At 72.3% G+C, this 23,718-nt stretch carries 22 protein-coding genes; 11 read left to right on the top strand and 11 right to left on the bottom strand.

Annotation, left to right across the window (positions count from 1 at the left end):
• Window positions 1-11: 11 nt before the first annotated feature.
• From ACIOD1_RS31520 to ACIOD1_RS31500, 5 genes are all read left to right on the top strand, one after another.
• Entirely contained in the window at window positions 12-1,577 is a 1,566-nt protein-coding gene (locus ACIOD1_RS31520) for a hypothetical protein (protein ID WP_401906176.1), read from the top strand.
• 103 nt (window positions 1,578-1,680) lie between these two features.
• Complete coding sequence (locus ACIOD1_RS31515) at window positions 1,681-1,950, top strand: DUF4229 domain-containing protein (protein WP_365626509.1); 270 nt, start codon at window positions 1,681-1,683, stop codon at window positions 1,948-1,950.
• 221 nt (window positions 1,951-2,171) lie between these two features.
• Window positions 2,172-2,255, top strand: a complete 84-nt coding sequence (locus tag ACIOD1_RS31510) for a putative leader peptide (RefSeq protein ID WP_401906242.1) — start codon at window positions 2,172-2,174, stop codon at window positions 2,253-2,255.
• Between the two features lie 133 nt (window positions 2,256-2,388).
• Complete coding sequence (locus tag ACIOD1_RS31505) at window positions 2,389-3,744, top strand: dicarboxylate/amino acid:cation symporter (protein ID WP_401906173.1); 1,356 nt, start codon at window positions 2,389-2,391, stop codon at window positions 3,742-3,744.
• 181 nt (window positions 3,745-3,925) lie between these two features.
• Window positions 3,926-4,267 carry a HopJ type III effector protein gene (locus ACIOD1_RS31500; RefSeq protein ID WP_365626364.1) on the top strand — a complete coding sequence of 114 codons (342 nt, stop codon included), beginning with the start codon at window positions 3,926-3,928 and terminating at the stop codon, window positions 4,265-4,267.
• Window positions 4,268-4,408: 141 nt separating this feature from the next.
• Here ACIOD1_RS31500 and ACIOD1_RS31495 read toward each other — a convergent pair whose 3' ends face one another.
• A complete protein-coding gene (locus ACIOD1_RS31495; RefSeq protein ID WP_401906170.1) occupies window positions 4,409-5,146 on the bottom strand; it encodes a VOC family protein in 738 nt (245 codons plus the stop codon).
• On the opposite strand from ACIOD1_RS31495, the gene ACIOD1_RS31490 reads away from it, so the two are divergent.
• Together ACIOD1_RS31490 and ACIOD1_RS31485 are read left to right on the top strand one after the other, a co-directional pair.
• Window positions 5,145-5,378, top strand: a complete 234-nt coding sequence (locus tag ACIOD1_RS31490) for a hypothetical protein (protein WP_401906167.1) — start codon at window positions 5,145-5,147, stop codon at window positions 5,376-5,378. The genes ACIOD1_RS31495 and ACIOD1_RS31490 overlap by 2 nt on opposite strands.
• Before the next feature lie 311 nt (window positions 5,379-5,689).
• Window positions 5,690-6,544 (top strand): helix-turn-helix domain-containing protein, encoded by an 855-nt coding sequence (locus ACIOD1_RS31485; RefSeq protein ID WP_401906165.1) that lies wholly within the window; start codon window positions 5,690-5,692, stop codon window positions 6,542-6,544.
• 24 nt (window positions 6,545-6,568) lie between these two features.
• On the opposite strand, the gene ACIOD1_RS31480 is transcribed toward ACIOD1_RS31485, so the two are convergent.
• From ACIOD1_RS31480 to ACIOD1_RS31470, 3 genes are all read right to left on the bottom strand, one after another.
• Window positions 6,569-8,374 (bottom strand): serine/threonine protein kinase, encoded by a 1,806-nt coding sequence (locus ACIOD1_RS31480; protein WP_401906162.1) that lies wholly within the window; start codon window positions 8,372-8,374, stop codon window positions 6,569-6,571.
• 192 nt (window positions 8,375-8,566) lie between these two features.
• Window positions 8,567-8,944 carry a VOC family protein gene (locus ACIOD1_RS31475; RefSeq protein WP_401906160.1) on the bottom strand — a complete coding sequence of 126 codons (378 nt, stop codon included), beginning with the start codon at window positions 8,942-8,944 and terminating at the stop codon, window positions 8,567-8,569.
• Between the two features lie 94 nt (window positions 8,945-9,038).
• Window positions 9,039-9,761: a hypothetical protein gene (locus ACIOD1_RS31470; RefSeq protein WP_365626382.1), complete on the bottom strand. Its 723-nt coding sequence runs from the start codon at window positions 9,759-9,761 to the stop codon at window positions 9,039-9,041.
• 300 nt (window positions 9,762-10,061) lie between these two features.
• Between ACIOD1_RS31470 and ACIOD1_RS31465 the strand changes: the two genes are divergently transcribed.
• Window positions 10,062-11,942 (top strand): AMP-dependent synthetase/ligase, encoded by a 1,881-nt coding sequence (locus tag ACIOD1_RS31465; RefSeq protein WP_401906157.1) that lies wholly within the window; start codon window positions 10,062-10,064, stop codon window positions 11,940-11,942.
• A 134-nt stretch (window positions 11,943-12,076) separates the two neighbouring features.
• On the top strand, window positions 12,077-13,597 hold the full coding sequence (locus ACIOD1_RS31460; RefSeq protein WP_365626388.1) for an alpha/beta hydrolase: 1,521 nt from the start codon (window positions 12,077-12,079) through the stop codon (window positions 13,595-13,597).
• 34 nt (window positions 13,598-13,631) lie between these two features.
• Here ACIOD1_RS31460 and ACIOD1_RS31455 read toward each other — a convergent pair whose 3' ends face one another.
• Together ACIOD1_RS31455 and ACIOD1_RS31450 are read right to left on the bottom strand one after the other, a co-directional pair.
• A complete protein-coding gene (locus ACIOD1_RS31455; RefSeq protein ID WP_401906154.1) occupies window positions 13,632-14,825 on the bottom strand; it encodes a lipase family protein in 1,194 nt (397 codons plus the stop codon).
• A 152-nt stretch (window positions 14,826-14,977) separates the two neighbouring features.
• A complete protein-coding gene (locus ACIOD1_RS31450) occupies window positions 14,978-16,048 on the bottom strand; it encodes an AraC family transcriptional regulator (protein ID WP_365626394.1) in 1,071 nt (356 codons plus the stop codon).
• 117 nt (window positions 16,049-16,165) lie between these two features.
• Between ACIOD1_RS31450 and ACIOD1_RS31445 the strand changes: the two genes are divergently transcribed.
• Window positions 16,166-17,959, top strand: coding sequence for an AMP-dependent synthetase/ligase (locus tag ACIOD1_RS31445; protein WP_401906151.1), 1,794 nt, complete (start codon window positions 16,166-16,168; stop codon window positions 17,957-17,959).
• Between the two features lie 37 nt (window positions 17,960-17,996).
• Here the strand turns inward: ACIOD1_RS31445 and ACIOD1_RS31440 are convergent, their stop codons facing one another.
• Window positions 17,997-19,223 (bottom strand): PLP-dependent aminotransferase family protein, encoded by a 1,227-nt coding sequence (locus tag ACIOD1_RS31440; protein WP_401906240.1) that lies wholly within the window; start codon window positions 19,221-19,223, stop codon window positions 17,997-17,999.
• 148 nt (window positions 19,224-19,371) lie between these two features.
• Between ACIOD1_RS31440 and ACIOD1_RS31435 the strand changes: the two genes are divergently transcribed.
• Complete coding sequence (locus ACIOD1_RS31435; RefSeq protein ID WP_401906148.1) at window positions 19,372-20,226, top strand: hypothetical protein; 855 nt, start codon at window positions 19,372-19,374, stop codon at window positions 20,224-20,226.
• Window positions 20,227-20,415: 189 nt separating this feature from the next.
• On the opposite strand, the gene ACIOD1_RS31430 is transcribed toward ACIOD1_RS31435, so the two are convergent.
• The 4 genes from ACIOD1_RS31430 to ACIOD1_RS31415 form a co-directional block, all read right to left on the bottom strand.
• A complete protein-coding gene (locus ACIOD1_RS31430; protein ID WP_401906145.1) occupies window positions 20,416-20,619 on the bottom strand; it encodes a DUF397 domain-containing protein in 204 nt (67 codons plus the stop codon).
• A 271-nt stretch (window positions 20,620-20,890) separates the two neighbouring features.
• The gene (locus tag ACIOD1_RS31425; RefSeq protein WP_365626406.1) at window positions 20,891-21,775 is read right to left on the bottom strand and encodes a helix-turn-helix transcriptional regulator; all 885 of its coding nucleotides are present in this window, start codon (window positions 21,773-21,775) and stop codon (window positions 20,891-20,893) included.
• A 347-nt stretch (window positions 21,776-22,122) separates the two neighbouring features.
• Window positions 22,123-22,863 carry a GPP34 family phosphoprotein gene (locus ACIOD1_RS31420; protein WP_365626409.1) on the bottom strand — a complete coding sequence of 247 codons (741 nt, stop codon included), beginning with the start codon at window positions 22,861-22,863 and terminating at the stop codon, window positions 22,123-22,125.
• Window positions 22,864-23,527: 664 nt separating this feature from the next.
• On the bottom strand, window positions 23,528-23,718 hold a 191-nt coding region (locus ACIOD1_RS31415), incomplete at its 5' end, for a hypothetical protein (protein WP_401906143.1).

Raw genomic sequence — 23,718 nt, 5'->3', positions numbered from 1 at the left:
TACGGAGAGAGGTGCTTGAGGTGGTGGTGACGGAGTCGACGCGCCGCTGGGACCAGCGTGCAGTGGCGGTGGTGCGATTAATAGGAACCTCGACCGACTACGAGCTGTTCGAGGCGGAGTTGCAGGCCCGCGACTGGCCGATATTGGAGTGCCGCCCCTCTTCGGGGGCAATTCTTGAGGGGGACACCGGCTGGCATTTCACGATTGAGGTCAGGCTTCTCGGATCGGCGATCAGGGCGGCTGCCGGTGCTCGGGAGCATCTGGAAGTGGTCTCCGATCGCTTGCTGTTGGACCTGGTGGTTGAGGCGGTGCAGTGTGTTGATCGCGATCCCGTGTATTTGCCCGTGTGGCACGCGTACATCCCGTTGCCTGCGGGCTCGACGGCATCGCGAGCTGGGCGATTGTGGGGAAGGGCGAGGGCCCGTTCGGAGATCAGCCTTGGAAGCCGGGACACAGGTCGACAGGTGAGGGCCGGGAGCGAGGGTGAGGCCCTCAGCCTCGCGGCGCAGCCGCTCCCCGGTGTGCCCGGGCCATCCGCTCCTGTCGTTCTGCGCCGCATCGGATACGTGGGCCGGCCCGAGTCGCCGGTCGCTTGGCCCCGCCGGCGGGAGCCCCTACGGCGGATGGGCATGATGAGATTCCCGGCCCTGGTCGGGCTTGTCTGCGGCGCGTGGGTGGCTGGCCTCTGGGGTGTCGGAGTCCTGTGGGCCGTGCTACCTGCGGCTGTGTTCCTCCTTGGGGCAGCGAGGGCCGGATGGCTGATCGCGAGGTGGGCTCTGCCGGAGTTGTCTGGGGGGCAGCTGCTGCTGGCGGGACTCGCCGGCCCAATGTTGGCGACGGCCCTCGGAGCCTTCGGCGTTGCGAGCGCCCCCGACAGGCTGATCGGCTTCGTTCTCGTCGTGTACGGGATCGCCGTCAGCTACGTCGTGATGACCGGAGTGTGGCTTTGGGTTCGGCAGTCACGATGGCGCCTGAGTTTGCCCTGGCTGTTTCCCGCGTTCTTGGCCTTTCTGCCGGCAGTGTTTCCGGGCCTTGGGCTGTTGGTCCCTACCCTCTATCTCCGTGCATTCGGCGTTGATCTGGAGGACATTGAGGTTTCGGCAGTCATGCGATTGCTGACAACGCTCAAGTTTGCTGCCGCGTCGCTGATCTGGCTTGTGGCTCCCGCTCTCCTCGGGTATATGCGGCACACCCACCACATGATCAGCGCACGCTGGATCGGATATGTCGCCGCCAGCTTTGTGAGTGCCTGTGTGCTGTTGATGGCATGGCTTGGGCTGGTCATCGGCCCGGCCATGGACGCAGGACAGCGAGCTGTCGCCGCGTCCGCCGTTGGGCGGACACCTGGCCATTACTACGGGATCAAGCCCGAGTGGGTGTGCGCGACCCCAGTCCGAGACCTTGCCCAGGTTCCTGTTGACGGTGGGACGCTGGCCCCTTCACGTCCGTACCTGTCGCTCGGGGACGCGGGTGGAATCGTCGTCCTGTGGGACCCGCAAGGCAATGCGGCCCTGAAGGTGCCACTATCCGCGCTGCGGCTTGTGCCCGTTGATGACCCCCGACGGCCGTGCCCCTAACTCCGGCGTGCTTCACTGGACGGGAACGTGCCGACCCGTGGACGACGAGAGAGAAGGGGTCACCGTGGCCTTCAAGCCGAGCGCGACGATCCGCTACACCGCGATGCGCCTGGGCATCTTCGTCGGATGCCTGGTGCTGGCCGCCGTGCTCGTCCGTCTGGGCTGGGTGCCCTCCGGACTCGGTGACGCCAACCCGGCCTGGGTCGTGCTGGTCGCCCTGCTGCTCTCCGCCCCGCTCTCCTTCGTCCTGCTGCGCAAGCAGCGCGAGGAGATGTCCCAGCAGATCAGCGGACGCGTCGCGGGTGCGAAGGTCAAGCTCGCCGCGAACCGCGGCCAGGAGGACGCGGCCGACGACGCCGCCCGCGTGGCCTGACCGCCGCCGGCCCCGCCTGACCGCCGCCCGGTTGCGTTCCTCACACACCGAAGACACCGAACCGCCCCAGCCACGGGTCCACAGCCCGTCACGCTGGGGCTTTCGCGTTCCCGGGGTCGGACGTGCGGAGCGGGGCGGAATCCATGGTCAAAGAATGACTTTGAGATTCCCAAAGCAGAAGTGTTAGCGTGTTCAACATGTCGACCCCAGTTGCGCACCCGATGACCGCGAGCGTTCCGCTCGTGGCGCGCCTGCACGTCGACCTCTGCCGCCGCGCGTCCGCGGCCTGTTGCTGTTGCCGTTGACCCGTTCACCGCGTTGAACCGAGTCGATATACGGCAGCGGTCCACGCCCGGCCCGGCCCCTTTCCGGCTGCCGCCGCAGCGCACCGCCCCTGAAGAAACCTTCCGCCGCACGCCCGTGCGTCACCCCCGGAGAGTGTCCGTGTCCGCGTCCCCCCAGGCTCAGGCTCCCGCCAAGGCCTCCTTCAAGTTTCCCTTCTGGGCACAGATAGTCGCCGGTCTCGTGCTCGGTGTCCTGTTCGGCTGGCTGGCCCGCAGCCAGGACGTCAGCTGGCTGAAGACGACCCTGGAGCAGGTCGGCGACATCTTCATCCAGCTGCTCAAGCTGGCCGTCGCCCCGCTCGTCTTCTTCGCGATCCTGGTGTCGATCACCAACCTGCGCAAGGTGAACAACGCGGCGCGCCTGGCCTCCCGCACCCTGCTCTGGTTCATGATCACCTCGCTGATCGCGGTGGCCATCGGCCTCGGCATCGGCCTGCTGACCAACCCGGGCGCCGGCACCGGCCTCACCCCGGCGGACGGCAAGGAGCCCAAGCACACCGGCTCCTGGATCGACTTCCTGACCGGCATCGTGCCGAAGGACATCATCACGCCGTTCACCGAGCTGAACGTGCTCCAGATCGTCTTCCTGGCCGCCGTCGCCGGCATCGCCGCCCTCAAGCTCGGCAGCAAGGCGCAGCCCGTCCTGAACCTCGCCGAGTCGGTCCTGGAGCTGCTCCAGAAGGCCCTGTGGTGGGTCATCCGCCTCGCCCCGATCGGCACCGTCGGCCTCATCGGCACCGCCATCGCGAGCTACGGCTGGGACCTGATCGGCAAGTACGCCACCTTCACCGCCGACATCTACATCGGTTGCGCCCTGGTGATGTTCGGCGTGTACCCGCTGCTCCTCGCGACGGTCGCCAAGGTCAACCCGCTGCAGTTCTACAAGGGCGCCTGGCCCGCGATCCAGCTGGCCTTCGTCTCCCGCTCCTCGGTCGGCACCATGCCGGTCACCCAGAAGGTCACCGAGCGTCTCGGCGTCCCGAAGGAGTACGCCTCCTTCGCCGTCCCGTTCGGCGCCACGACCAAGATGGACGGCTGCGCCGCGATCTACCCGGCGCTCGCCGCGATCTTCATCGCGAACATCTTCGACGTGCAGCTGGGCATCAAGGAGTACCTGCTCATCGCGTTCGTCTCGGTGGTCGGCTCCGCCGCCACGGCCGGTCTGACCGGCGCGACCGTCATGCTGACCCTGACCCTCTCCACGCTGGGCCTGCCGCTGGCCGGTGTCGGCCTGCTGATGGCGATCGACCCGATCCTCGACATGATGCGCACCGCCACCAACGTGGCCGGTCAGGCACTCGTCCCGGTCCTCGTGTCGGCGCGTGAGGGGATCCTGGACAAGGAGGCCTACGCGGCCGCCTCGGCCTCCCCGCTGGACGAGATCACCTCCGACGAGGCGCCGGCCGAGGAGGCCGCCGCCGAGCCGGCGAAGGTCCCCGTAGGGGTCTGATCCTCCGCCGCCCAACCACCGCAGCCCCCGCCCCCGTCCGGGCGGGGGCTGCGGTCTGCGTTCGGCGTCGTGGGGGGGCCTCGGGCGCGTACCCGGACGCTCGGCGGCCGGACGCAAGGGGGGTACTGTCGTCCGGTTACGGACGGCAATCGGATCGTCCGTCCAACCCTGGGGAACCCACATGACCGATCTGAACTCGCTGCGGACAAGCCTTGCGTCAGGTGATCACGAGTTCGCCGACACCTTGGCCTTCGTCGCGGCGCACTACGCGTATCAGCCGCAGGCGTTCCGCAACGGGGCCCTGGAAAACGCGGCGGGTGAGAACGAGGGTTCCTGCAAGACGTTGGGACTGGCCGTGCTGGAAGGGCTGACCGACCAGGAGGCGCTGCTGGCCTTCGGTGAGCACTACCGCAGTGTGCTGGCGACGCCGAACGACACTGATCACGGCAACATCCGCAACCTCATGGCCCACGGCCTGGCAGGGGTGACCTTCGCCGGGCCCTCGCTGGCCCGCAAGAGCTGAACAGTCGGCCCTCGACAGCGATCCGGTCCGCGCCGGACCCACCCGGAAGCGGACACCGCCCTCACGGCGTCCGCTTCCGGGTCCGCGAGGCGCCGTCGTCACCGTGCGCGCCCCGCACCCGTGGCCGGTGCGGCCTTGCGGTCAGCGCGGCGAGAGGAGGCAGAACTCGTTGCCTTCCGGGTCGGCCAGGACCGTCCAGTGGATGGCGGACCGATCGAGATCGGGGTCGGTGGCGCCCAGGGCGCGCAGTCGGGCCGCCTCCGCGGCCAGGTCGTCACCGGGGTAGGGGCTGACGTCGAGGTGGACGCGGTTCCATCCGCTCTTGGTGTCGGGAGTGCGGAGGAACTCCAGGTAGGGCCCGACGCCTCGGGCGGAGCGCAGGGTCGCCTGATCGTCGGTGACAGCGTGCGGCGTCCAGTCCGTCGCCTCGCCCCAGAACCGGGCCATCCCCCGCGGGTCGGCGCAGTCGACCACCACCGCGGCGATCGGCCCGGTGTCCCGGTAGATCGCACGGGGCTCCAGGACGCAGAACTCGTTGCCTTCCGGGTCGGCCATGACCGTCCAGGGGACATCGCCCTGCCCCACGTCGGCGAGCGTCGCGCCGAGATCCTTCAAGCGCGCGACCCACTCCGCCTGATGGGCGGTCGAGGTGGTGGCCAGATCGAGGTGCACGCGGTTCTTGACCGTTTTGGGTTCCGGGCGGGCGACGATGTCGATGCACACGGCCACGGGGTCGGGGTAGGCGAAGCCCACGGGTTCGAGGTTGGTCACGCCGGGCCCCTCGCTGTCGACACCCCAACCGAGTGCCTCCGCCCAGAACCGGCCGAGCGCGGAGTCGTCATGGGCCTTCATGTTGATCTGCACGAGTCGTGTTGCCATGCCGAAGATCCTAAAAGCAGCCCCGGTCGAGGAGGTGCGCCGGATCGAGGCGGTGGACACGCACCGGGACCGGATCCCCGGTCTTCGCGACGCGGAGCAGGGTGCGGAAGGGGGGCGGGGCCCGGTCATGGTGGCGGCGGTGGGCGACCGTCGGGGGGTGGAGGAGGGCCTGCCGCCCGGCAGGGTGGCGTGGGCCGGGGTGGATCTCGTCGGCGGACGTTCCGCCCCGTGACGCGGGGGTCCGGGACCCGGTCCGGCTCGACGTATTACTGACAAGTACGGAGCTAAATCCAACCAACCCCACCCCTCCGGCTCCCCGCTCACTCACACGAGTGAACTGTGCCAACCGGGCTGGATTTCGGGGCGGTTGGGCGGCATATGCTCGCCCCACAACAACAGACCTGAGACGGCCCCCGCCGGGACTGGCATCCCGAACGAGGGCCTGACCAACCAGGAAGTAGTCGCTTCCCAATGGCTTCAAGGCACCCTAGCGCGCCCTCGCGCGCCAAGTCCCGGGTTCACGCCGGGACCGCCCGATCCGGTGTGGTCCACATCAACGTGCGGCACCACGACCGCTACACCGTGGTCGGCAACCACCTCGCCCAGCACCGCGCCCTGTCGCTGGTGGCCATCGGGCTCGCGCTCCACATCCAGTCGCTGCCGACCGGCGCCAAGATCGGCATCAAGGTGCTCGCCGACCGCTTCCCCGAGGGGGAGGTCCGGATCGCCGGCGCCCTGAGGGAGCTGGAGGCGTACGGCTACCTGGAGCGGACCCGCGTACGGACCGACGAGGGCCGGCTGCTGACCCGGACGGTGTCCTACAACCACCCGAAGGGCGCCAAGCCGCCGAGGCCCGAACCCGACCCGGAGCCCCCGCTGCCGCCCGACCCGGAGCCGGAGAAGGAGCCCGATCCGGAGCCAGACCCGGAGCCGGAGCCCGATCCGGAGCCCCCGTTGCCGCCGGAGCCGGAGCCGGAGCCGGAGACCGCGCCGCCGCCCGCGCCCGTACGCCCCACCGGGCCGGAGGCCAAGGCGCGGCGGGAGGCCGCCGACCTGCTCGCGCGGCTGCGGGTCGACGATCCCCGGCTGCTGCTCGCCGAGCGGGACGTCGACCAGCTCGCGCCCGGACTGGCCCTCTGGCTGCAACGCGGGGCCGAACCGGAAGCCGTACGGCAGGTGTTGGCCGACCGGCTCCCGGCGGAGCTGCGCAACCCGGCCGCCCTGATCGGCTACCGGCTGAAGTCGGGCCTTCCGCCGCGGTTGCCCGCCGCGCCCCCGCCCCCGGCACGGGCCCGACGGCCCGACCCGCTCCAGAACTGCGACGGCTGCGAACGGGCCTTCCGGGCACCGGCCCCCGGCCGCTGCCGCGACTGCCCGCCCACGGAAGCCGCGGCGTGACGGGCGGTGCGGTCCGGCGGTGCCTCAGCTGCCGCTCTTGGGCTGGTCGGCGTTGCGCCAGACCGTGAGGTCCACGGTGATGTACTTGCCGGCGTCGCTCGCGCCCGACTTCCCCCGGTACGTCACCACCGCGATGTGCCCGGTATCGCTCAGCACACAGATCTGCTGCCCGTCGGTGAGCTGGTCGAAGGCGATCTGCTTCGTGTAGCGGGTCTCCTGGCGGCAGGTCTCCAGGGAGCCCTTCTGCGCGTTGTTCAGCAGGACCATGTTGCCGTTCGCGGTGCCGAACTTCTCCGTGCCGAACAGGGAGTCGAAGTAGTAGTAGACGTCCCCGTGCGCGTACAACACGCCGCCGCTCTTGGCGCCGTCGATCGGACGGGGCGGATTGTCGGCCAGCATGAGGTGGTAGTTCGCCGTCAGGTCGATGCCTTCGTACGTCGCCGGCTGCGGGTCCACCGGCTTGCCGCCCTTGCCCGGGGAGGCGCTGCCCGTCGGGCTCGCGCTCTCGCGGCCCTTGGCGTCCCCGCCCCCGCCGGAGCCGTCCGGCAGCAGGGAGTAGACCAGCGCGACGGCGACGACCGCGCCCACGACCGCCCCGGCCACGACCAGCCCCTTGCGCTTCGGCGCGGGCGGCGCGGGGGCCGGCGGGTAGGAGGCCGGCGGGTAGGAACCCTGCGGGTGGGAGGCCTGCGGGTAGGACGGGGGCGGGGTCGGCGGGCCCTGCGCGTAGGCGGGGTGCGGCGGGTACCCGGGCGACTGCGCGGGATACCCCGGAGGCGGCGTGGGGTACCCGGGCTGCGGCGCCGCGCCCGGCCGGGTCGGCGCCGTCTGCGTCGGCTGCGCGTACGGGTGCACGGTCGGCGCCGGCGGCTGCGCGGACACCTCGGTCGGGGTCGCCACCGGCGGCGGGGTCCGGACCGGCTCGGGCAGGCGCAGCCGCTCCGTGATGGACCCGGCGACCGCCCGGGGCAGCCAGTCCTCGCCCTGCCGCAGCGGCTCCGACGAGAGCTCGTGGCACAGCGCGATGATCTCCGCCGGGGTCGGGCGGTCGGCCGGATCCCGGGCCAGGCAGCGCGCGGCGAGGGGCCGCAGCTCCTCGGGCAGCCCGCTCAGATCGGGCTCCTCGTGCACGATCCGGTACAGCACCCCGTGCGAGGGGCCGTCCCCGTAGGCGGAGGCGCCGCTGCCGGCGAAGGCCACGATCTGGCCGAGGGCGAAGACGTCGGTGGCGGGCGTGACCGTCCCGGACATCGCCTGCTCCGGAGCCATGAACGCCGGGGTGCCGACGCTGACGCCGGTGCCCGTCAGGGCGGTGGCGTCGGCCGCGCGGGCGATGCCGAAGTCGATCACGCGGGGGCCGTCGGAGGCGAGGAGCACGTTGGCCGGCTTCAGGTCGCGGTGGACGATGCCCGCGCCGTGGATGACATGGAGGGCCTCCGCGCACCCGACCGTCATCAACAGCACGCTGCGCACGGGCAGTCGGCCGTGCAGGCCCACGGCCTGCGCGAGCGAGGGGCCGGGCACGTAGGCGGTGGCCAGCCAGGGCTGGGCGCCCTCGGTGTCGAAGTCGATGACGGGCGCCGTGTAGAGGCCCTGCACCCGCTGCGCGGACCGCACCTCCTGCTCGAAGCGCCGCCGGAACTCGGGGTCCTCGCTGAACTCGGACCGGATCACCTTGAGTGCGATCGGGCGCCCGCCCGGGGTGTACGAGAGGTACACCTTCCCCATGCCGCCCGCGCCGAGCACGGCCGCCAGGCGGTAACCACCCACCGTTTCGGGGTCGTTGGGCGCGAGCGGCTGGAAAAGGTCACCCGAAGGTGCGCTGGTCATAAGGAACCGTCCCCCTGTACGCGGTGGCCGGCCGGGTCGCGCCGCCGCCTCGAAGCCAACCGGGAGCGTACCCAATCCCCGCCCGGGCCCGTCGGGCTCGGCGCGACGTGGTTCACGCTCACGTGCAAGGCCGGGACCTGATCGACCGCGAGTCCGGCACCTGATCGACGCACCCCGCCCCCTCGGCCCGGATCAGGCCGACTGCCGCTCCTTCGAGGAGCGTTCGACGCAGAACTCGTTGCCCTCCGGGTCCGCCATCGTGACCCAGCCGGCGCCGTCCGGGCGGCGGTGGTCACCGGCGACGACGGCGCCCAGGGTGAGGAGGCGTTCCACCTCTTCGTCGCGGGTGCGGTCCTGCGGCTGGAGGTCCAGGTGGACGCGGTTCTTGACGGTCTTGACGTCGGGGACCGTCACGAAGAGGAGGGCCGTGCCCTCGGCCTTGACCAGCGCCTCGGGGTCGCCGGGGTGGTCGTCCTCGGCGATCGAGCCGCCCGTGACGGCTGCCCAGAACGTGCCCAGGGCGTAGGCGTCGGAACAGTCGAAAGTGATGTGGCGTACGAGAGAAGTCATGAGGCGCACTATCGGCGGCTCCGCCGGCGCTGTCCACCGGATTCGGGCCGGGACGTCACCTCGCGAGGGGTGGCGCCCCGGACCTGGCGGGCGGTCAGGCGCGGGAGTAGGAACCGAGCCCGACCAGGCAGTACACGTACTCGTTCAGGACAGTGCTGCCGAGGGTGTACTTGTAGGAGAAGGCGTATTCCGTACGGGAGTTGTTCTCGCAGCGGCTCATGTCGGAGGTGCCCGGGATGGACTCGATCACCCGGTAGTGCGCGTCGGAGGCCGAGCAGGAGACCTCTTCGACGTTGTCGACCCGCTGCGCGACCTCGGAGTCGGGAAGCTGCCCGTTGAGGCAGGTGCCCTTGTCGAACGGACTGGGGGCCGGGGTCGTCGGATCCAGGGACGGCAGCACCGGCAGGACCGGGACCGAGGGATCCGGGGTGTACACCGGCGGGGTGTAGGAGGGCGTGGGGTAGGACGGGCTGTACGGGGTGTAGGACGAGGAGGGGGACGCCGAGGAGGACGCCGTGTTCTTGGAGTCGTCGTCGTTCCCGCTGTTCAGCGCGACGAGCCCGATGACCACGGCCGCGACGGCCCCGACCGCGATCAGCCAGCCCAGCGCGCCCTTCTTGGCCGACCCGGGCGGCGGGCCGGCCACGCGTATCCGCAGCGACACCTCCTCGCCGGCCACGATGGCGCGCACGAGGTCTCCGTCGCGGGCGGGCGGGATGCGCAGGGTGGCCGGACCGGTCGGCAGGTTCACGGTGATGACCACGCCGGAGGCGGCCTGCTGCGGGCTGAGGGTTAATTCGATTTCCTGCGGCGACACCGGCAGCTCCTAGGGGTGAGAAGTGGCGGAAACCGTCGGACGGGCCCCCTCGGATGATGCCCGTCGGGCGTCGGATGACGCAGGCGTTCCGCCCGGGCGGTACCCGACCGAGATCGAACGGGCGCGGCGGACCGCGTCGCGCCGGGGCGGGCCGCCGGAGGGGAGGTGTGAAGGGAGGTGCGGCGGAGGCGGGAGGTGTGGTGGAAGGGAGGAGAAGCTGTTCAGGGGCTGGTCCGGGGCGGTTACCCGTGCGTAGATTACCGCCGGTAACTTCTGAGCGACCGACCGAGGAGCACGCGCATGGACGCCGTAGCGACCCCAGCCAACGCCGCCGGCCCGAAGCTGGTCGAGCCCGTCAAGACGATCGTCGACGGGGTGGTCCGCGAGGTCTCGGTACCCGCCCTCGTCGGCATGCCGACCACCGGCTCCCTCGGGGACATCCCGTACGACAACGCCCGCCAGGCCCCCACCGAGCCCGTCCTCGCCCGCAAGGAGGCCGACGGCACCTGGCGCGACGTCACCGCCGCCGAGTTCGCCGCCGAGGTCACCGCCGTCGCCAAGGGCCTCATCGCCGAAGGGCTCCAGGAGGGCGACCGGCTCGCCATCATGGCCCGGACCACCTACGAGTGGACCCTCCTCGACTTCGCCGGCTGGGCCGCGGGACTGGTCACCGTACCGATCTACCCCACCTCCTCCGCCCTCCAGGCCCGCTGGATCATCCACGACTCCGGGGCCGTGGCCTGCGCCGTCGAGGACACCGTCCAGGCCCGCATCATCAGCGCCGAGCGCGTCAACCTGCCCTGGCTCGCCCACCTGTGGGAATTCGACACCGGGGCCGTCGCCCGGCTGGTCAAGGCCGGCGAACACCTCCCCGACGCGGTCGTGCACGCGCGCCGCAGCGCCCGTACGCCCGACACCGTCGCCACCGTCGTCTACACCTCCGGCACCACCGGCCGGCCCAAGGGCTGCGTGCTCACCCACGCCAACTTCTTCGCCGAGGTCGACAACGCCGTCGGACTGCTCCACCCCGTCTTCACGTCCGTCAGCAAGGACCCCGCCTCCACCCTCCTCTTCCTGCCGCTGTCCCACGTCTTCGGACGGATGGTCGCCGTCGGCTGCATGAGGGCCCGCGTCAAGCTCGGACACGCCCCGAGCATCCGCACCGAGGACCTCCTCGCCGACCTCGCCGGCTTCCGGCCGACCTTCCTCCTCGCCATCCCCTACGTGCTGGAGAAGGTCTACAACACCGCCCGCGCCACCGCCGAGAAGATGGGCCGCGGCCCCTCCTTCGACCGCGCCGCCCGCATCGCGCGCAGCTTCGGCGAGATCGTCGAGGGCAAGAACCCGAGCTTGCGGCTGCGCGCCGCCCACGCCCTCTACGATCCCCTCGTCTACCGGCGGATCCGGGCCGCCCTCGGCGGTCGGGTCCGCTACGTCCTCAGCGGCGGCTCCCCCCTCGGCCGCCGCCTCGCCGCCTTCTACACCGGGGCCGGCGTCGAGGTCTTCGAGGGCTACGGGCTCACCGAGACCACCGCCGCCTCCACGGTCACCCCGCCCCTGCGCCCGCGCCTGGGCACCGTCGGCTGGCCGCTGCCCGGCACGGCCGTGCGCATCGCCGACGACGGGGAGGTCCTGCTGCGCGGGGCGCACGTCTTCGCCGGCTACTGGAACGTGGTCGCGCAGCAGCCCGGGGCCTGGCTGGCCACGGGGGACATCGGCGAACTCGACGCCGACGGCTACCTCACCATCACCGGCCGCAAGAAGGACATGATCATCACCTCCGGGGGCAAGAACGTCGCCCCCGCGCCCCTGGAGGACTGGCTCCGCGCCCACCCCCTCGTCGGCCAGTGCATGGTCGTCGGCGACAACCGGCCCTACATCACCGCCCTGATCACCCTGGAACCGGACGGCCTCGCCCACTGGCGGCAGATGCACAAGAAGCAGGACGTGCGGACCCGCGAGCTGGTCACCGACCCCGCCCTCCTCGCCGACCTCCAGCGTGCCGTCGACGAGGCGAACAAGCTGGTCTCGCGCGCCGAGTCCATCCGCAGCTTCACCGTCCTGCCCGGGGACTTCACCGAGGAACGCGGACACCTCACCCCGTCCCTCAAACTCAGGCGCGGAGCCGTCGCCCGCGACCACGAGCGGGAGATCGCGGAGCTGTACCGGCGGCCCCGCTGAGGGCCGCCCCGCAGCGGGGTATTGGGCTCTGACCAGGGGTTTCACCCTGACGGGTCAGCCCGGGGGCGGTGCGCGGGCGACCTGCTTAAGGTGGGTTGGCCGACCGGCCCGGGGGGCCATCCGAGGAGGGCGCAGTGCCCCGTACCCGAGTCCGTTCCCACCTGGCCGTCCCGGCCGCCGCCTGCCTGCTGCTGGGCTCCGTCGTGGGGGCCGGCCCGCCCGAGGCGCCGAGTCCCGCCCCCGGCAGCTCCATACGCTGGGGGGCCTGTCGGGAGAAGCCCGTCCCCGCCGCCATGCGGTGCGGGGTCCTGACCGTCCCCCTCGACCACGCCGACCCCGCCAAGGGCACCACCCGCGTCGCCCTCGCCCGGATCCCCGCCACCGCGCCCGGTCGCGGACCCCGACGGTCGCTGCTGCTGAACTTCGGCGGCCCCGGCGGACGCGGGATCGCTGGGCTCGCCGCCGACACGAAGGACTACGCCAAGCTCGGTGAGCGCTTCGACCTGATCACCTTCGACCCCCGGGGCGTGGGCCTGAGCGACCCCGTCTCCTGCGGCGGCTCCCAGGAGGTCGACGACCGGGTCCCGGCCGACGCCCGCTCGCAGCTCGACGCCCTGAAGGCCGTGGCCGAGCGGTGCGCCCTGCACTCCGGGCCCGTCCTGCCGTACGTGGGCACCGTCAACGTCGCCCGGGACATGGAGGCCCTGCGCCGGGCCCTCGGCGAGGACAAGCTCGACTACCTGGGCTTCTCCTACGGGACCCGGCTGGGCGCCGCCTACGCCGCGCTGTACCCCCGGACCACCGGCCGGATGGTCCTCGACGGGGTCGACACCCTGACCGAACCCCTCGCCGAGCAGGCCCTCGTCTCCGCACGCGGCCAACAACGGGCCCTGGACAACTTCCTGACCTGGTGCGCCCACCGGCCCGACTGCGTCTACGGCACCAACACCCGCACCGCGAAGCGGAAGGTCGACGACCTCGTGGAGCGGCTCGACAAGGAACCCCTCGTCGGGGAGGACGGCTCCCACTTCACCGGCCAGGACGCGGTCGCGGCCATCGCCGTCGCCCTGTACGCGAAGTCCATGTGGCCCGACCTCGCCGCCGCCCTCGCCCTGGTCGAGCGCCGGAGCGACCCGGTGGGGCTGATGCAGCTCGGCGGCCCCACCGGCCCGGTCCCCGACGACGGAGACGGCCCCGCCCCCGTCCCCGCCGACAACGCCGAGGCCGCCCTCACCGCGGTGAACTGCGCCGACGACCCGGACCGGAGCGACGACACCGCCACGCCCGCGGCCATCGAGAAGGAGATCGGGGGCCTGGCGGAGGAGTTCCGGGCGACCTCGCAGGTCTTCGGACCGGCCCAACTGAGGACCGTGCTGTCCTGCTACGGGCGCCCCGCCGGCACCGACTTCATCCGCAGGATCGACCACCCGGGCGCCCCGCGGATGCTGCTCGTCGGCACCCGCGGGGACCCGGCGACCCCGTACGAGTGGACCGAGGAGACGGCCCGCCGGCTGGGCTCGGCCGTGATCGTGGACAACAAGGGCGAGGGGCACACCGGTTACGGCACCTCCGCCTGTGTGCGCGGCTACGTGGACGACTTCCTGACGGCCGGTCGACTGCCGTCCGGGACGCGCTCCTGCCCCGCCGGGGAATGACCCCGGCGGGGCGGTGGGGCCCTGCGTACAGGCCTCAGCAGTTGGGGTGCGGGGAGCGGCCGGCGAAACGGTCCGCCATCCAGTTCCCGACCTCCGGGGAGTGCGTGATCACCCCGCTGACGTGCTCGCCGACCCAGATCGTGTCGAATTCGACGTTCGCGCCCCTCGCACACCAATCGGAGCGCAACTGCCGCCCGACCGCGTACGGGATCAGCTCGTCGCCGAGCGCGTGGTACTGGTACACGGGCGCGGCCGGGGCGGTCCGGCCGAGCCTGCTCTGGCCCAGCCGGGCCTGCCAGTCGGGCTGCGCGAGGGGGTTCTTCACGGTCAGGTCGGAGATGCGCTTGAAGGACCCGGCGATGGCGTCGATGGCGACGCAGCTTTCCTTCATCGCGCCGACCAGGACCTTGCCCGCCGGGTTGAGGTAGGAGTCGAGCTTCAGCTCGGGGAAGGCCGCGTCCTGCCCGGCGGCGGCCATGAAGATCAGGCCGGAGCCGTAGGAGCCGTTGTTGAAGTCGGCCACCTTCATCAGGTCGGCGGGGACCCCGCCCGTGGCGGTGCCCTTCACCTTCAGCTCGGGCGCGTACGAGCCCTGTAGCTCGGCCGCCCAACCGCTCGCCTGGCCGCCCTGCGAGTAGCCCATGATCCCGACCGGGGTGTCGGCGGAGAGTCCGGCCTCGGGCAGCCGGGTCGCGGCGCGGGCGGCGTCGAGCACGGCGTGGCCGGCCGAGGGGCCGACCGTGTAGGTGTGGACGCCCGGGGTGCCGAGGCCCTCGTAGTCGGTGACCACCACGGCCCAACCGCGCAGCGTGTACTGCTGGATGAGGTTGGCCTCCATGGCGGTGCCGTACGGGAGGTTGTTGCTCGGCGCGCAGGAGTCGCCCATGCCGACGGTGCCCACCGCGTAGGTGATCAGCGGGCGGGGCCCGGTGCGGCCGTCCTGCGGGACGATCACCGTCCCGGAGACCACGTTCGGGGCGCCGTCGGCGGTGGTGGAGCGGTACTGGATTTTCCAGGCCTTGGTGTTGGTGGGTTGGCCGGGCAGCGGGTGGAAGGCGGAGGGGGCGCTGGCGACGACGTCACCGGGACGGGCCGTGGCTGCCCCGGCGGCGCCGGCGGCCTCGGCGGTGGCGGGGATCCAGGCCGACAGGGCCAGGGCGGCGACGGCGGCCAGGGCGGTGCGGCGGGCGTGGGGGCTTCGGCGGGTGTGGGGGCTTCGGAAACGCATGGGCGGCTCTCCCAACGGGTCCGTGCGGGGGTAGGTGAGGTGAAGGTAGTGACCGACCGGTCGGAATGTGGCTGACCGGGCAGCTCACCTTTGCTGACCCGGACTTCCATGCCCCCACGGCGCGCCGCCCCGGGGCCCGTCCGGCGGGGGCCTCAGCCGGCCCGGCGTGGCGAGGGCGGGGGCGGGGGCGAGGAAGGCGTCGCGCCGGGGGACCGCGTTCCCGAGGCGATGCGGTAGGCGCCCGGGGTGGTGCCCGTCCAGCGGCGGAACGCGCGGTGGAAGGCGGTGTCCTCCGAGAAGCCGAGCCGGGCGGCGAGTTCCGCGATCGGCTCCCCGCTCTCGGCGAGGCCGGCGATGGCGGCGTCGCGCCGGACGTGGTCCTTGAGCTGCTGGAAGGAGGTCCCGTCCTGCTGGAGCCGGCGCCGCAGGGTGGCGGGGGAGACCGCGAGCAGGGCCGCCACCTCCCCCAGCTCCGGCAGCCTCGGGGAGGAGCGCAGCCGCCGGGTCAGGGTCCGGCGCACCTGCTCGGCGACCGTGGTCCCGTACTCGGGGCGCGAGAGCAGGTCGAAGGGGGCCCGGCGGAGCATCGCGTCGAGCGCGGGCTCGTCGCGCACGAGCGGGGCGGTCAGCCAGCGCGCCCCGAAGCTCGCGCCGGTCAGCTCGGCGCCGAAGCGGACCGGGCAGGCGAAGAGGGTGGCGTACTCGTCGGCGTGCGGGGGCGCCGGATAGGCGAAGGAGGCCCGCGCCAGGGGGATGCGGCGGCCGATCAGCCAGCTGCTCAGCCGGTGCCAGATCGCGAGCACGCACTCCGTGAGGAAGCGCTCCTCGTCCCCGTCGAAGGCGTTGCGGACGGTGAAGCGGGCCTCGTCGCCGTCTACCTCCAGGACCAGTTCGGGCCCGCCCGCGAACAGTCCGTAGAAGGCCGCCGCGCGCTCGACCGCCGCCCCGAGGTCGCGGCAACCCAGCGAGGCGTGACACATCATGGCGAAGGTGCCGGGACGGCTCGGTACGGCGGACAGCCCAAGGAACTCGTCCTGCGTGGTCCGGTACAAAGCTCGGAAGAGCCGGGCGAACTGGGCGGGGGTGATCCGCGCCCGGTCGTCGCCGAGCAACAGCGGTGGGATCTGGGCCTCTTGGAGCAACGGCACGAGGTCGGTGCCGGCCCGCCGCGCTCCCGCGAGCACGGCGCGCACGTGGTGCACGGTGATCGTCCGCCTCCCCATGGCTCCGACGGTAGCCGCTGTGAGCGCTGGGGTCAGCGGGGGTGACGCTTCCCGTCATGCCGGATCGGGTACGTCGGTGCCTAGCGTCGGAGGTCACCGAGCAGGGGAGGGCGCGCGATGGACGGACGGCCGGGCACGCTGGCGGAGTTCACCGAGTGGACGGCGGAACGGTACGGTCCCGAGCCCGCACTGCGGTTCCGGGCGCCGGACGGGGGCGCCCCGCGGACCCGGACGTACGCCGAACTCGCCGCGACCGTACGCCGCTGCGGGCGGGCCCTGCTGGGCCTGGGCGTGGCCGCCGGGGAACGGGTCGCGGTGCTGGGGGAGACCCGGCCCGAGTGGACGTACACGCACTTCGGGGTGCTGGCGGCGGGGGCCGTGCTGGTGCCGGTCTACCCGACGGCGGGAGAGGAGGAGCTGGCCTGGGTGCTGTCCGACTCGGCGGCGGTGGTCGCGGTCTGCGGGGACGAGGCCCTGGCGGCCCGGGTGGAGGCGCTGCGGGGGAAGCTGCCGGAGCTGCGGGCGGTGGTGGCGATGGACGACCTGGTGGCGGGGGCGGTCGGTCCCGCGGGGGGCCCGCGGGGCGCCCACGTCGGTGAGGCCGAACTCGCGGCGCGGGCCGCCTCGGTGACCCCCGACGCGGACGCCGCGATCGTCTACACCTCCGGGACCACCGGCCTGCCCAAGGGCTGCCGCCTCACCCACGGCAACCTCGGGGCCATCCAGGACGCCACGCTCCCGCTGATCCGGGGCGGCCCGGGCGACTCCACGTACCTGTACCTGCCGCTCGCGCACCTCCTCGCGCAGCTGATCCAGTTCACCACCCTGCTGGAGGGCGGGGAACTCTCCTACTTCGGCGGCCGGGTCGAGGACGTCGTCGCCGAACTGGCGCTGGCCCGACCCACCCATCTGCCGTCCGTGCCCCGGCTGTTCGAGAAGGTGCACGCGGTGGTCCGGGCCCTGGCCGAGGGGCAGGGCGAGGACGGCGCGACGCGCTTCGACGAGGCCGTGCGCCTGGGGGTGCTCGCGGCCGACGGAAAGCTGCCCGAGGAGTCCCGGGCGGCCTGGGAGGCGGCCGAGCTGTCCCTGTACTCCCTGGTCAGGGGCGCCTTCGGGGGCCGGGTGAAGTGGGCGCTCACCGGCGGCGCCCCGATCGCCCCCGCCACCTTGGACCTCCTGCGCGCCTGCGGGATCCCGGTGTTCGAGGGCTACGGCATGACCGAGTCGGGCGGGGTGATCAGCCTCAACCACCCCGGCGCCGCCCGACCCGGCACGGTGGGCCGCCCCATCGACGGCTGCGAGGTCCGGATCGCGCCCGACGGGGAGGTGCTCGCCCGCGGCCCCATGGTGTTCCCCGGCTACCACGGCGACCCGGCCGCCACGGCGGAGGCGCTGGACGCGGGCGGCTGGCTGCACACCGGGGACCTGGGCGCGCTCGACGAGGAGGGCTACCTCTCCATCACCGGCCGCAAGAAGGAGCTGATCATCACCTCGGCCGGGAAGAACATCACCCCGACCGAGGTGGAGTTCGCCGTGCAGGCCGCCTCGCGCTTCGTGTCGCGGGCGGTGCTGATCGGCGACCGGCGGCCCCACCCGGTGGCCCTGATCACCCTGGACGCCGAGGAGACCGCCGCCTGGGCGGCCCGGGAGTCCCTCGACCTCGGCCCCCGCCCCGGCGAACACCCGGCGGTGCGCGCCCTGGTCGCCGAAGCGGTGGCCGCGGCGAACGCCACCGTCTCCCGCCCGGCCGGCATCCGCGCCTTCCGGATCCTGGACGAGGAGTTCTCCGTCGCGGCGGGCACCTTGACCCCGACCCTGAAGCTCCGCCGCCGCGCGGTGGTCGACCGCTACGCCTCCGAGATCGACGCCCTGTACGCCGCCGGCGCCTCCCGGGACGCGACGACGACGTAGCCCCACGGCGCAACTTCGCGGCCCGCCCGGGCGGGTGTCAGCCGAGGGCGCGGTGCAGGCGGCGCAGGCCCTCGGCGATCTCGTCCGGGGTGTGGGTGGTGAAGGACAGGCGCAGGGTGCGGGGGTCCGGGGCTCCCGCGTGGAAGGGGGCGCCGGGGACGTAGGCCACGTCGTGGGCCAGCGCCGACTTGAGCAGGGCCGTCGCGTCGTACCCCGCAGGGAGCCGGGCCCAGACGAACATGCCGCCCTCGGGGCGGTTCCACTGCGAGCCCGCCGGGAGCGCCGCGCCGAGTCCGGCCAGGAGGGCGTCCCGACGGGCCCGGTAGGCCTCCCGGACCCCGGCCACGTGGGCGTCGAGGTCGGTGGCGCCGAGGTAGTGGGCGACGGCCAGCTGGTCCACCGTCGAGGTGTGCAGGTCGGCCGCCTGCTTGGCGACGACCGCCGCCCGGCGCAGGGCGGCCGGCGCGCGCAGCCAGCCCAGCCGCAGCCCCGGGGCCATGACCTTGGAGAAGCTGCCGAGCAGGGCGGTGCGGTCCTCGGCGCCCGGGTGGGCGGCTATCCAGGGCTGGTGGGAGCCCTCGTAGCGGAGGTCCCCGTACGGGTCGTCCTCGACCAGCCACAGCCCGAGGCGGGCCGCGATCCGGGCGACCTCGGCCCGGCGGCCTCCGGGCAGGGTGCGACCGGTCGGGTTCTGGAAGGTGGGGACGGTGTAGAGCAGCTTCGTGCGTTCGCGGGCGGTGATCTCGGCGAGGGCGTCGGGGAGCAGGCCCTCCTCGTCGCAGGGGACCGGCACCACGCGGGCCCCGGCCAGGCCGAAGCACTGGAGGGCCGCCAGGTAGGTGGGGTCCTCGACGAGCACCGTGTCGCCGGGTTCCAGGAGGGTGGCGGCGAGCAGGGTGAGGCCCTGTTGGGAGCCGGTGGTGACGAGGACGTCCCCGGCGGTGGTGGCCAGCCCGCGCGCCCGGGCCCGGGCGGCGACGGCCTCGCGCAGCTCGGGGGCGCCCTCGGTGGTGGAGTACTGGAGGGCGCGGGCGGCTCCGGGCCCGGTCAGGGTGGCCGCGTAGGCGGCGCGCAGCCCGGCGGTGTCGAAGAGTTCGGGCGCGGGCAGGCCGCCGGCGAAGGAGATCACCCCGGGGCGTTCGGTGAGCGCGAGGATCTCCCGTACGGGCGAGCCGCCCACCGTGGACGCGCGGGCGGCGAAGGCGGGCGGGGCGACGGGGGTCGCGTGCGCGGGGACGGCGGGGGTCGCGTGCGCGGGGTCCATGGTCACGGGGTCCACGGTCATGGGGGCTCCTTCGGGCGGCGGGTGGGCGCAGCCTAGCGAAGGAAGGTGCAGGATGCACCTACTTGTCCACGGGTCGAACTCCGCCCCGCGGCTCCCCATCTGACGCAACATCAGATACACCGGACCCATGACGACGAGAGACGAACGGGAGCCGGACACCCGCCCCGAGGAGTACGCGGCGCTGGCGTCGGTCGGCCCCTACGGGGTCCGCCCCGGCCACGCGCTGATCACCATGGTCGAACCGCACCCGGGCCACGAGTACGCGTACAACCGCTGGTACGAGGACGACCACTACTACGCGGGCGCCATGGCCATGCCCTGGATGTACGCGGGCCGCCGCTGGGTGGCCACCAGGGACCTCCAGGAACTGCGCTACCCGGAGAAGTCGGCGGTCGCCCAGCCCGTCACGGCCGGGTGCTACCTCTCCACGTACTGGGTGACCGAGGGCCGCTACGACGAGCACATGAAGTGGACCGTCGGCATCAACAAGCGGCTCAACCGCGACGGTCGGGTCTACCAGGACCGCACGCACGTCTTCACGGCCTTCCAGGACCACGCGGCGACGGTCTACCGCGACGGGGCCGCCGGGCCGCGCGACTTCCACGCCCTCGACCACCCCTACGCCGGGCTCGTGCTCCAGGTCGTCGACGCCGAGGGCCCCGAGCGGCGGGAGGAACTCCTGGAGTGGCTGCGCTCCCGGGCACTCCCGGGGCGGCTGGCGGGCTCACCGGCGGCGATGGTGACCCTGTTCCGGCCGACACCGCTGCCCGGCGACCGGATGACCTACGTCAAGCAGGTCGAGGGGGTCGACACCCGCCTCACGCTGCTGTGGTTCCTGGAGGCCGACCCGCGGACCTGCTGGGACCGCTTCCAGGGGCTGGACGCGGAGGTCGCGGAGTCGGGGCTGGGGCGGGTGGAACTGGTGGCGCCGTTCGTCCCCACGGTGCCGGGGACGGACCGGTACGTGGACCGGCTGCGCTGACCCGGCTGCGCTGACCCGGATCGGGCTCGGGGGTCGAGGTCGTGGTCGCACCCGGGACGGGATTCCGTTTCCCGATCCCCGGGTACGGCCGGTCCCCCTCGGCCAGGACGGCGGGCCGGACGAGAGGGCGTCAGCGGTGGCCGGGCGGTCCGGCGGTCGACGGATGGCGGACGGCTTCGGCGGACGGCCTCAGACGAGGCGACCCTCGGTGACCTGAGTGACGAAGGAGGTCCAGGAGCCGGGCGCGAAGGTGAGGGCGGGGCCGTCCTGAACCTTCGAGTCGCGGACCGCGACGGCTTCCATGACGGGGGACTTGACCTCGACGCAAGCGCCGTTTCCGCCGGAGTAGGAGGACTTGGTCCACTTGTCCGTGGCGCCCTGACGAATAGCCATGATTGCTCTCCGGTTCAGCGAGTAGTTCCGGTGGTTCCGGTTGTCCGCCAGCCAGTTCCCCGGCTGACGTGATCGACGCTACCCGCACCGCCCGACGGCTGACGGAGCCATTCACTCGACCGGGTGGCATATTCCATTCAGGCCTTCTGTGGCCGGGGACCGACGGTGTACCGTGCTGGCCCCCTCGCCACCGTCGGCCTCCTGAGCCGCTTCCGTCCCACCCGTCACACGCGGCCGACGGCTCGTTCCGGCCGGTCGTTCCGCCACTCGACTACTTGGACTTCTCCGCGTAGTGCCCGATGATCTCGGCGATGAACTGCCGGGTCTGATCGACGTTGAGCGCCTGGGCGCGCAGGTGCTCGTACATCACGCTGTACTTCTGAACGTCGTTGGCCTTCTCCAGATAGAGATCGCTCGTGACGCCTTCGATGTAGACCACCGTCGAGTCGGAGGCGTCGGGGAACTCCAGGATGGCGTACTGGCCGTTGACACCCGGGTGCGCGCCCATGGAGAAGGGCATCACCTGCACCGTGATGTACGGCTGCTGCGACTGCTCTATCAAGTACTCCAGCTGCCGGATCATCAACTGCGGGTCACCCACGTGCCGGCGCAGCGCCGCCTCGTCGATCACCGCCCACAGGCGCAACGGCCCGACGTCGGGGTTGTTGTTGTCCGTCTCCGAAAGCCGCTTCTGGCGGTGCATCCGGACCTGGACGCGCTTCTCCACGTCGGTCGGGGCCGTCTCGGGCAGGGCACCGCGGATGAGGGCCTGGGCGTAGTCGGGGGTCTGGAGCAGCCCGGGGACCATCTGGGGTTCGTAGGTGCGCAGGCTGGCGGCGTCGGTCTCCAGCCCGATGTAGACGCTGTACGGGATGTCGCCGAAGGCGTGCCACCAGCCCTGCTGGCGCGAGTCCTTGGCCATCTGCATCAGGGAGTCCACGAGCCGGGGGTCGTCGACCTCGTACACCTCGCAGAGGTCGCGCACGTCGCGCTGGCTGATGGAACGGCGGCCGTTCTCCAGACGGCTGATCTTCGACTGGGAGACGAGGAGGCGCTCGGCGACCTGCTCGGCCGTCATGCCCTTGTCCTCGCGGAGCTTGCGCAACTCCATGCCCAGTCGGCGGCGTCGGACGGTGGGGTTGACATTGGTCGCCACGGGGACGGCACCTCCGCCTTCTTCTGTAGCTGTCTCTCTGCGTGTTTGATGTTCAGCAGACTGCCACCGAAGGGTGCGACGGCGCTGGGGAACGGGAAATGCCGGCGCGCGGGGCGGCGAGACCGGCGTACCGGTCCTGCGGTCCCGCGCGCCGGCATCTCCCGCACCGGGGTCTTTGGGGGACGTCCGGTCGCGGTGGTGCTGGCCGAGCTGGTCGTACCGGCGCCCACGAGTGGATCAAGGGGTGTCGCGGGCGCCGGTACTCCTCGTGCAGTGCTGCGGTGGTGCTTGGTGCGGTGGTGCTTGGGGCGGTGGTGCTTGGGGCGGTGCTGGGTGGTGCGTGGTGCTCAGTGCGCGGCCGCGCGGGCCATCGCACCCGTCCGGCGCGGCTGCAGCGGTACTCCGCTGCTCGCCGTGGCCCGGGCGGGCGGTTGGGCCGGAACCCGGTCGCGGCGCGGCTGTGCGGCCACGCCGTTCTGGACGTCCATCACGGCGTGCGCCACGAGTCCGCCCATCGGGTCGTGTCGGATCAGGTCCCGCAGTCGGGATCTGGACGACCGCCCCTCGTTGCCGGGGTACAGGTGCTTGCCGAGTCCGACCGCGTGGGCCAGTGCGGCGAGCGCCGCGGTCCGCGGGTCCGGCGGTACGCCGGTGCGGATCGCACTGTCGAGCCGGGCACGGATCTCCCGGCTGATCGCCGTGTCGGTCGCCTGGTAGCGAGTCGTCGGCAGCACCCCGCACATCTGACCGGCGACGGCATGGACCATGCCGCAACGCTCCAGGTGCGCGAGGTAGATCTGGCGGAGCCCCAGTCGGGGTCCACCGATCCAGTGGACCGCCCGAACCGGGCTGCCGCGCCTGCGCAGCAGTTCCAGTGCGGAGTCCAGAGTCGGATCTCCTGTCGGCCGTGGCATCACCACGGCGATACGATCCCCGTCAGGGGCTATCCGTCCTGCCAGAGCCAGCTCCACTAGCTGTGCCCCGGCCAGGCCGAGGTCGAGCGACTGCGGCTGCGCCGTGGTTCCCGTGGTCGGGTCCAAGGCGAGCAGCAGGAGCTCCTCCGGAATTGTTCTGCGGCTCTTGCCCATCCATGCCTCCCCGCGTGGATGAGTGACAGGGTGACGCCTCTCACATTCATCTGTCGAGAGCGCCTGGTCGCTTTGTGTGGGAACCCGCAACTATGTCGTTCTCGTCTAGCACGGGGGCGATGCCCCCTAGACGGGACACTGTTAGACGGTTCGGACAGCGACCGGACGGCGATCGAGGAGGAACGGTGGCGGGCGAGTCCCCCGACAAGTCGGTAGATGAAGGAGCGTCGGGAGCGGCGGAGCCTTCGCGGCCTTCCGGGTCCACGGAGTCCTCGGGGTCCACGGAATCCTCCGGGTCCTCCGGGTCTACGGAACCCTCCGGGTCCACGGAATCCTCCGGGTCCTCCGGGCCTACGGAACCCTCCGGGTCCACGGAATCTTCCGGGTCCTCCGGGTCCACTGGATCCTCAAGGTCCTCCGGGTCCTCCGGTGAACAGGACCCGAGGCTCTCGGTCTTCCAGCCGCGCCCGCGCCGCGATCCGCTGAAGGAGGCGGTGGCGGCCTGGATCGCGACGGCCGCCCCCGGCGAAGCGGGTGGGTCGAGCGACGACTCGGACACCCCGGACACGCGGGACGCCCCGGGCAACTCCGCCGACGAGACCGCGCTCATCAAGGCCGTCAAGCCGTCGGACCGCCCGGACCGCCCCGACCCCCGCGTCACGCCTCAGTCGGACCGCACGACGGCGTTCGGCGTCGTGAAGCCCGCCCCGGCGTCCGACGACGCGCCGAAGCCGAATTCCACTTCCACGCCGAACGCGGACCGTACGACGGCCTTCGGGGTCGTGAGGCCGGCTCCGGCTTCGGATGACGCGGCGACGTCGCGCACGCCTTCCGGGTCGGGCTCCGAGGACGTTC

Origin of the sequence: Streptomyces sp. NPDC088097 (genome assembly GCF_044741845.1) — a bacterium.
GTDB lineage: Bacteria > Actinomycetota > Actinomycetes > Streptomycetales > Streptomycetaceae > Streptomyces.
The sequence above is the reverse complement of the archived record's forward strand: the minus strand, read 5'-3'. Positions and strand labels throughout refer to the sequence as shown.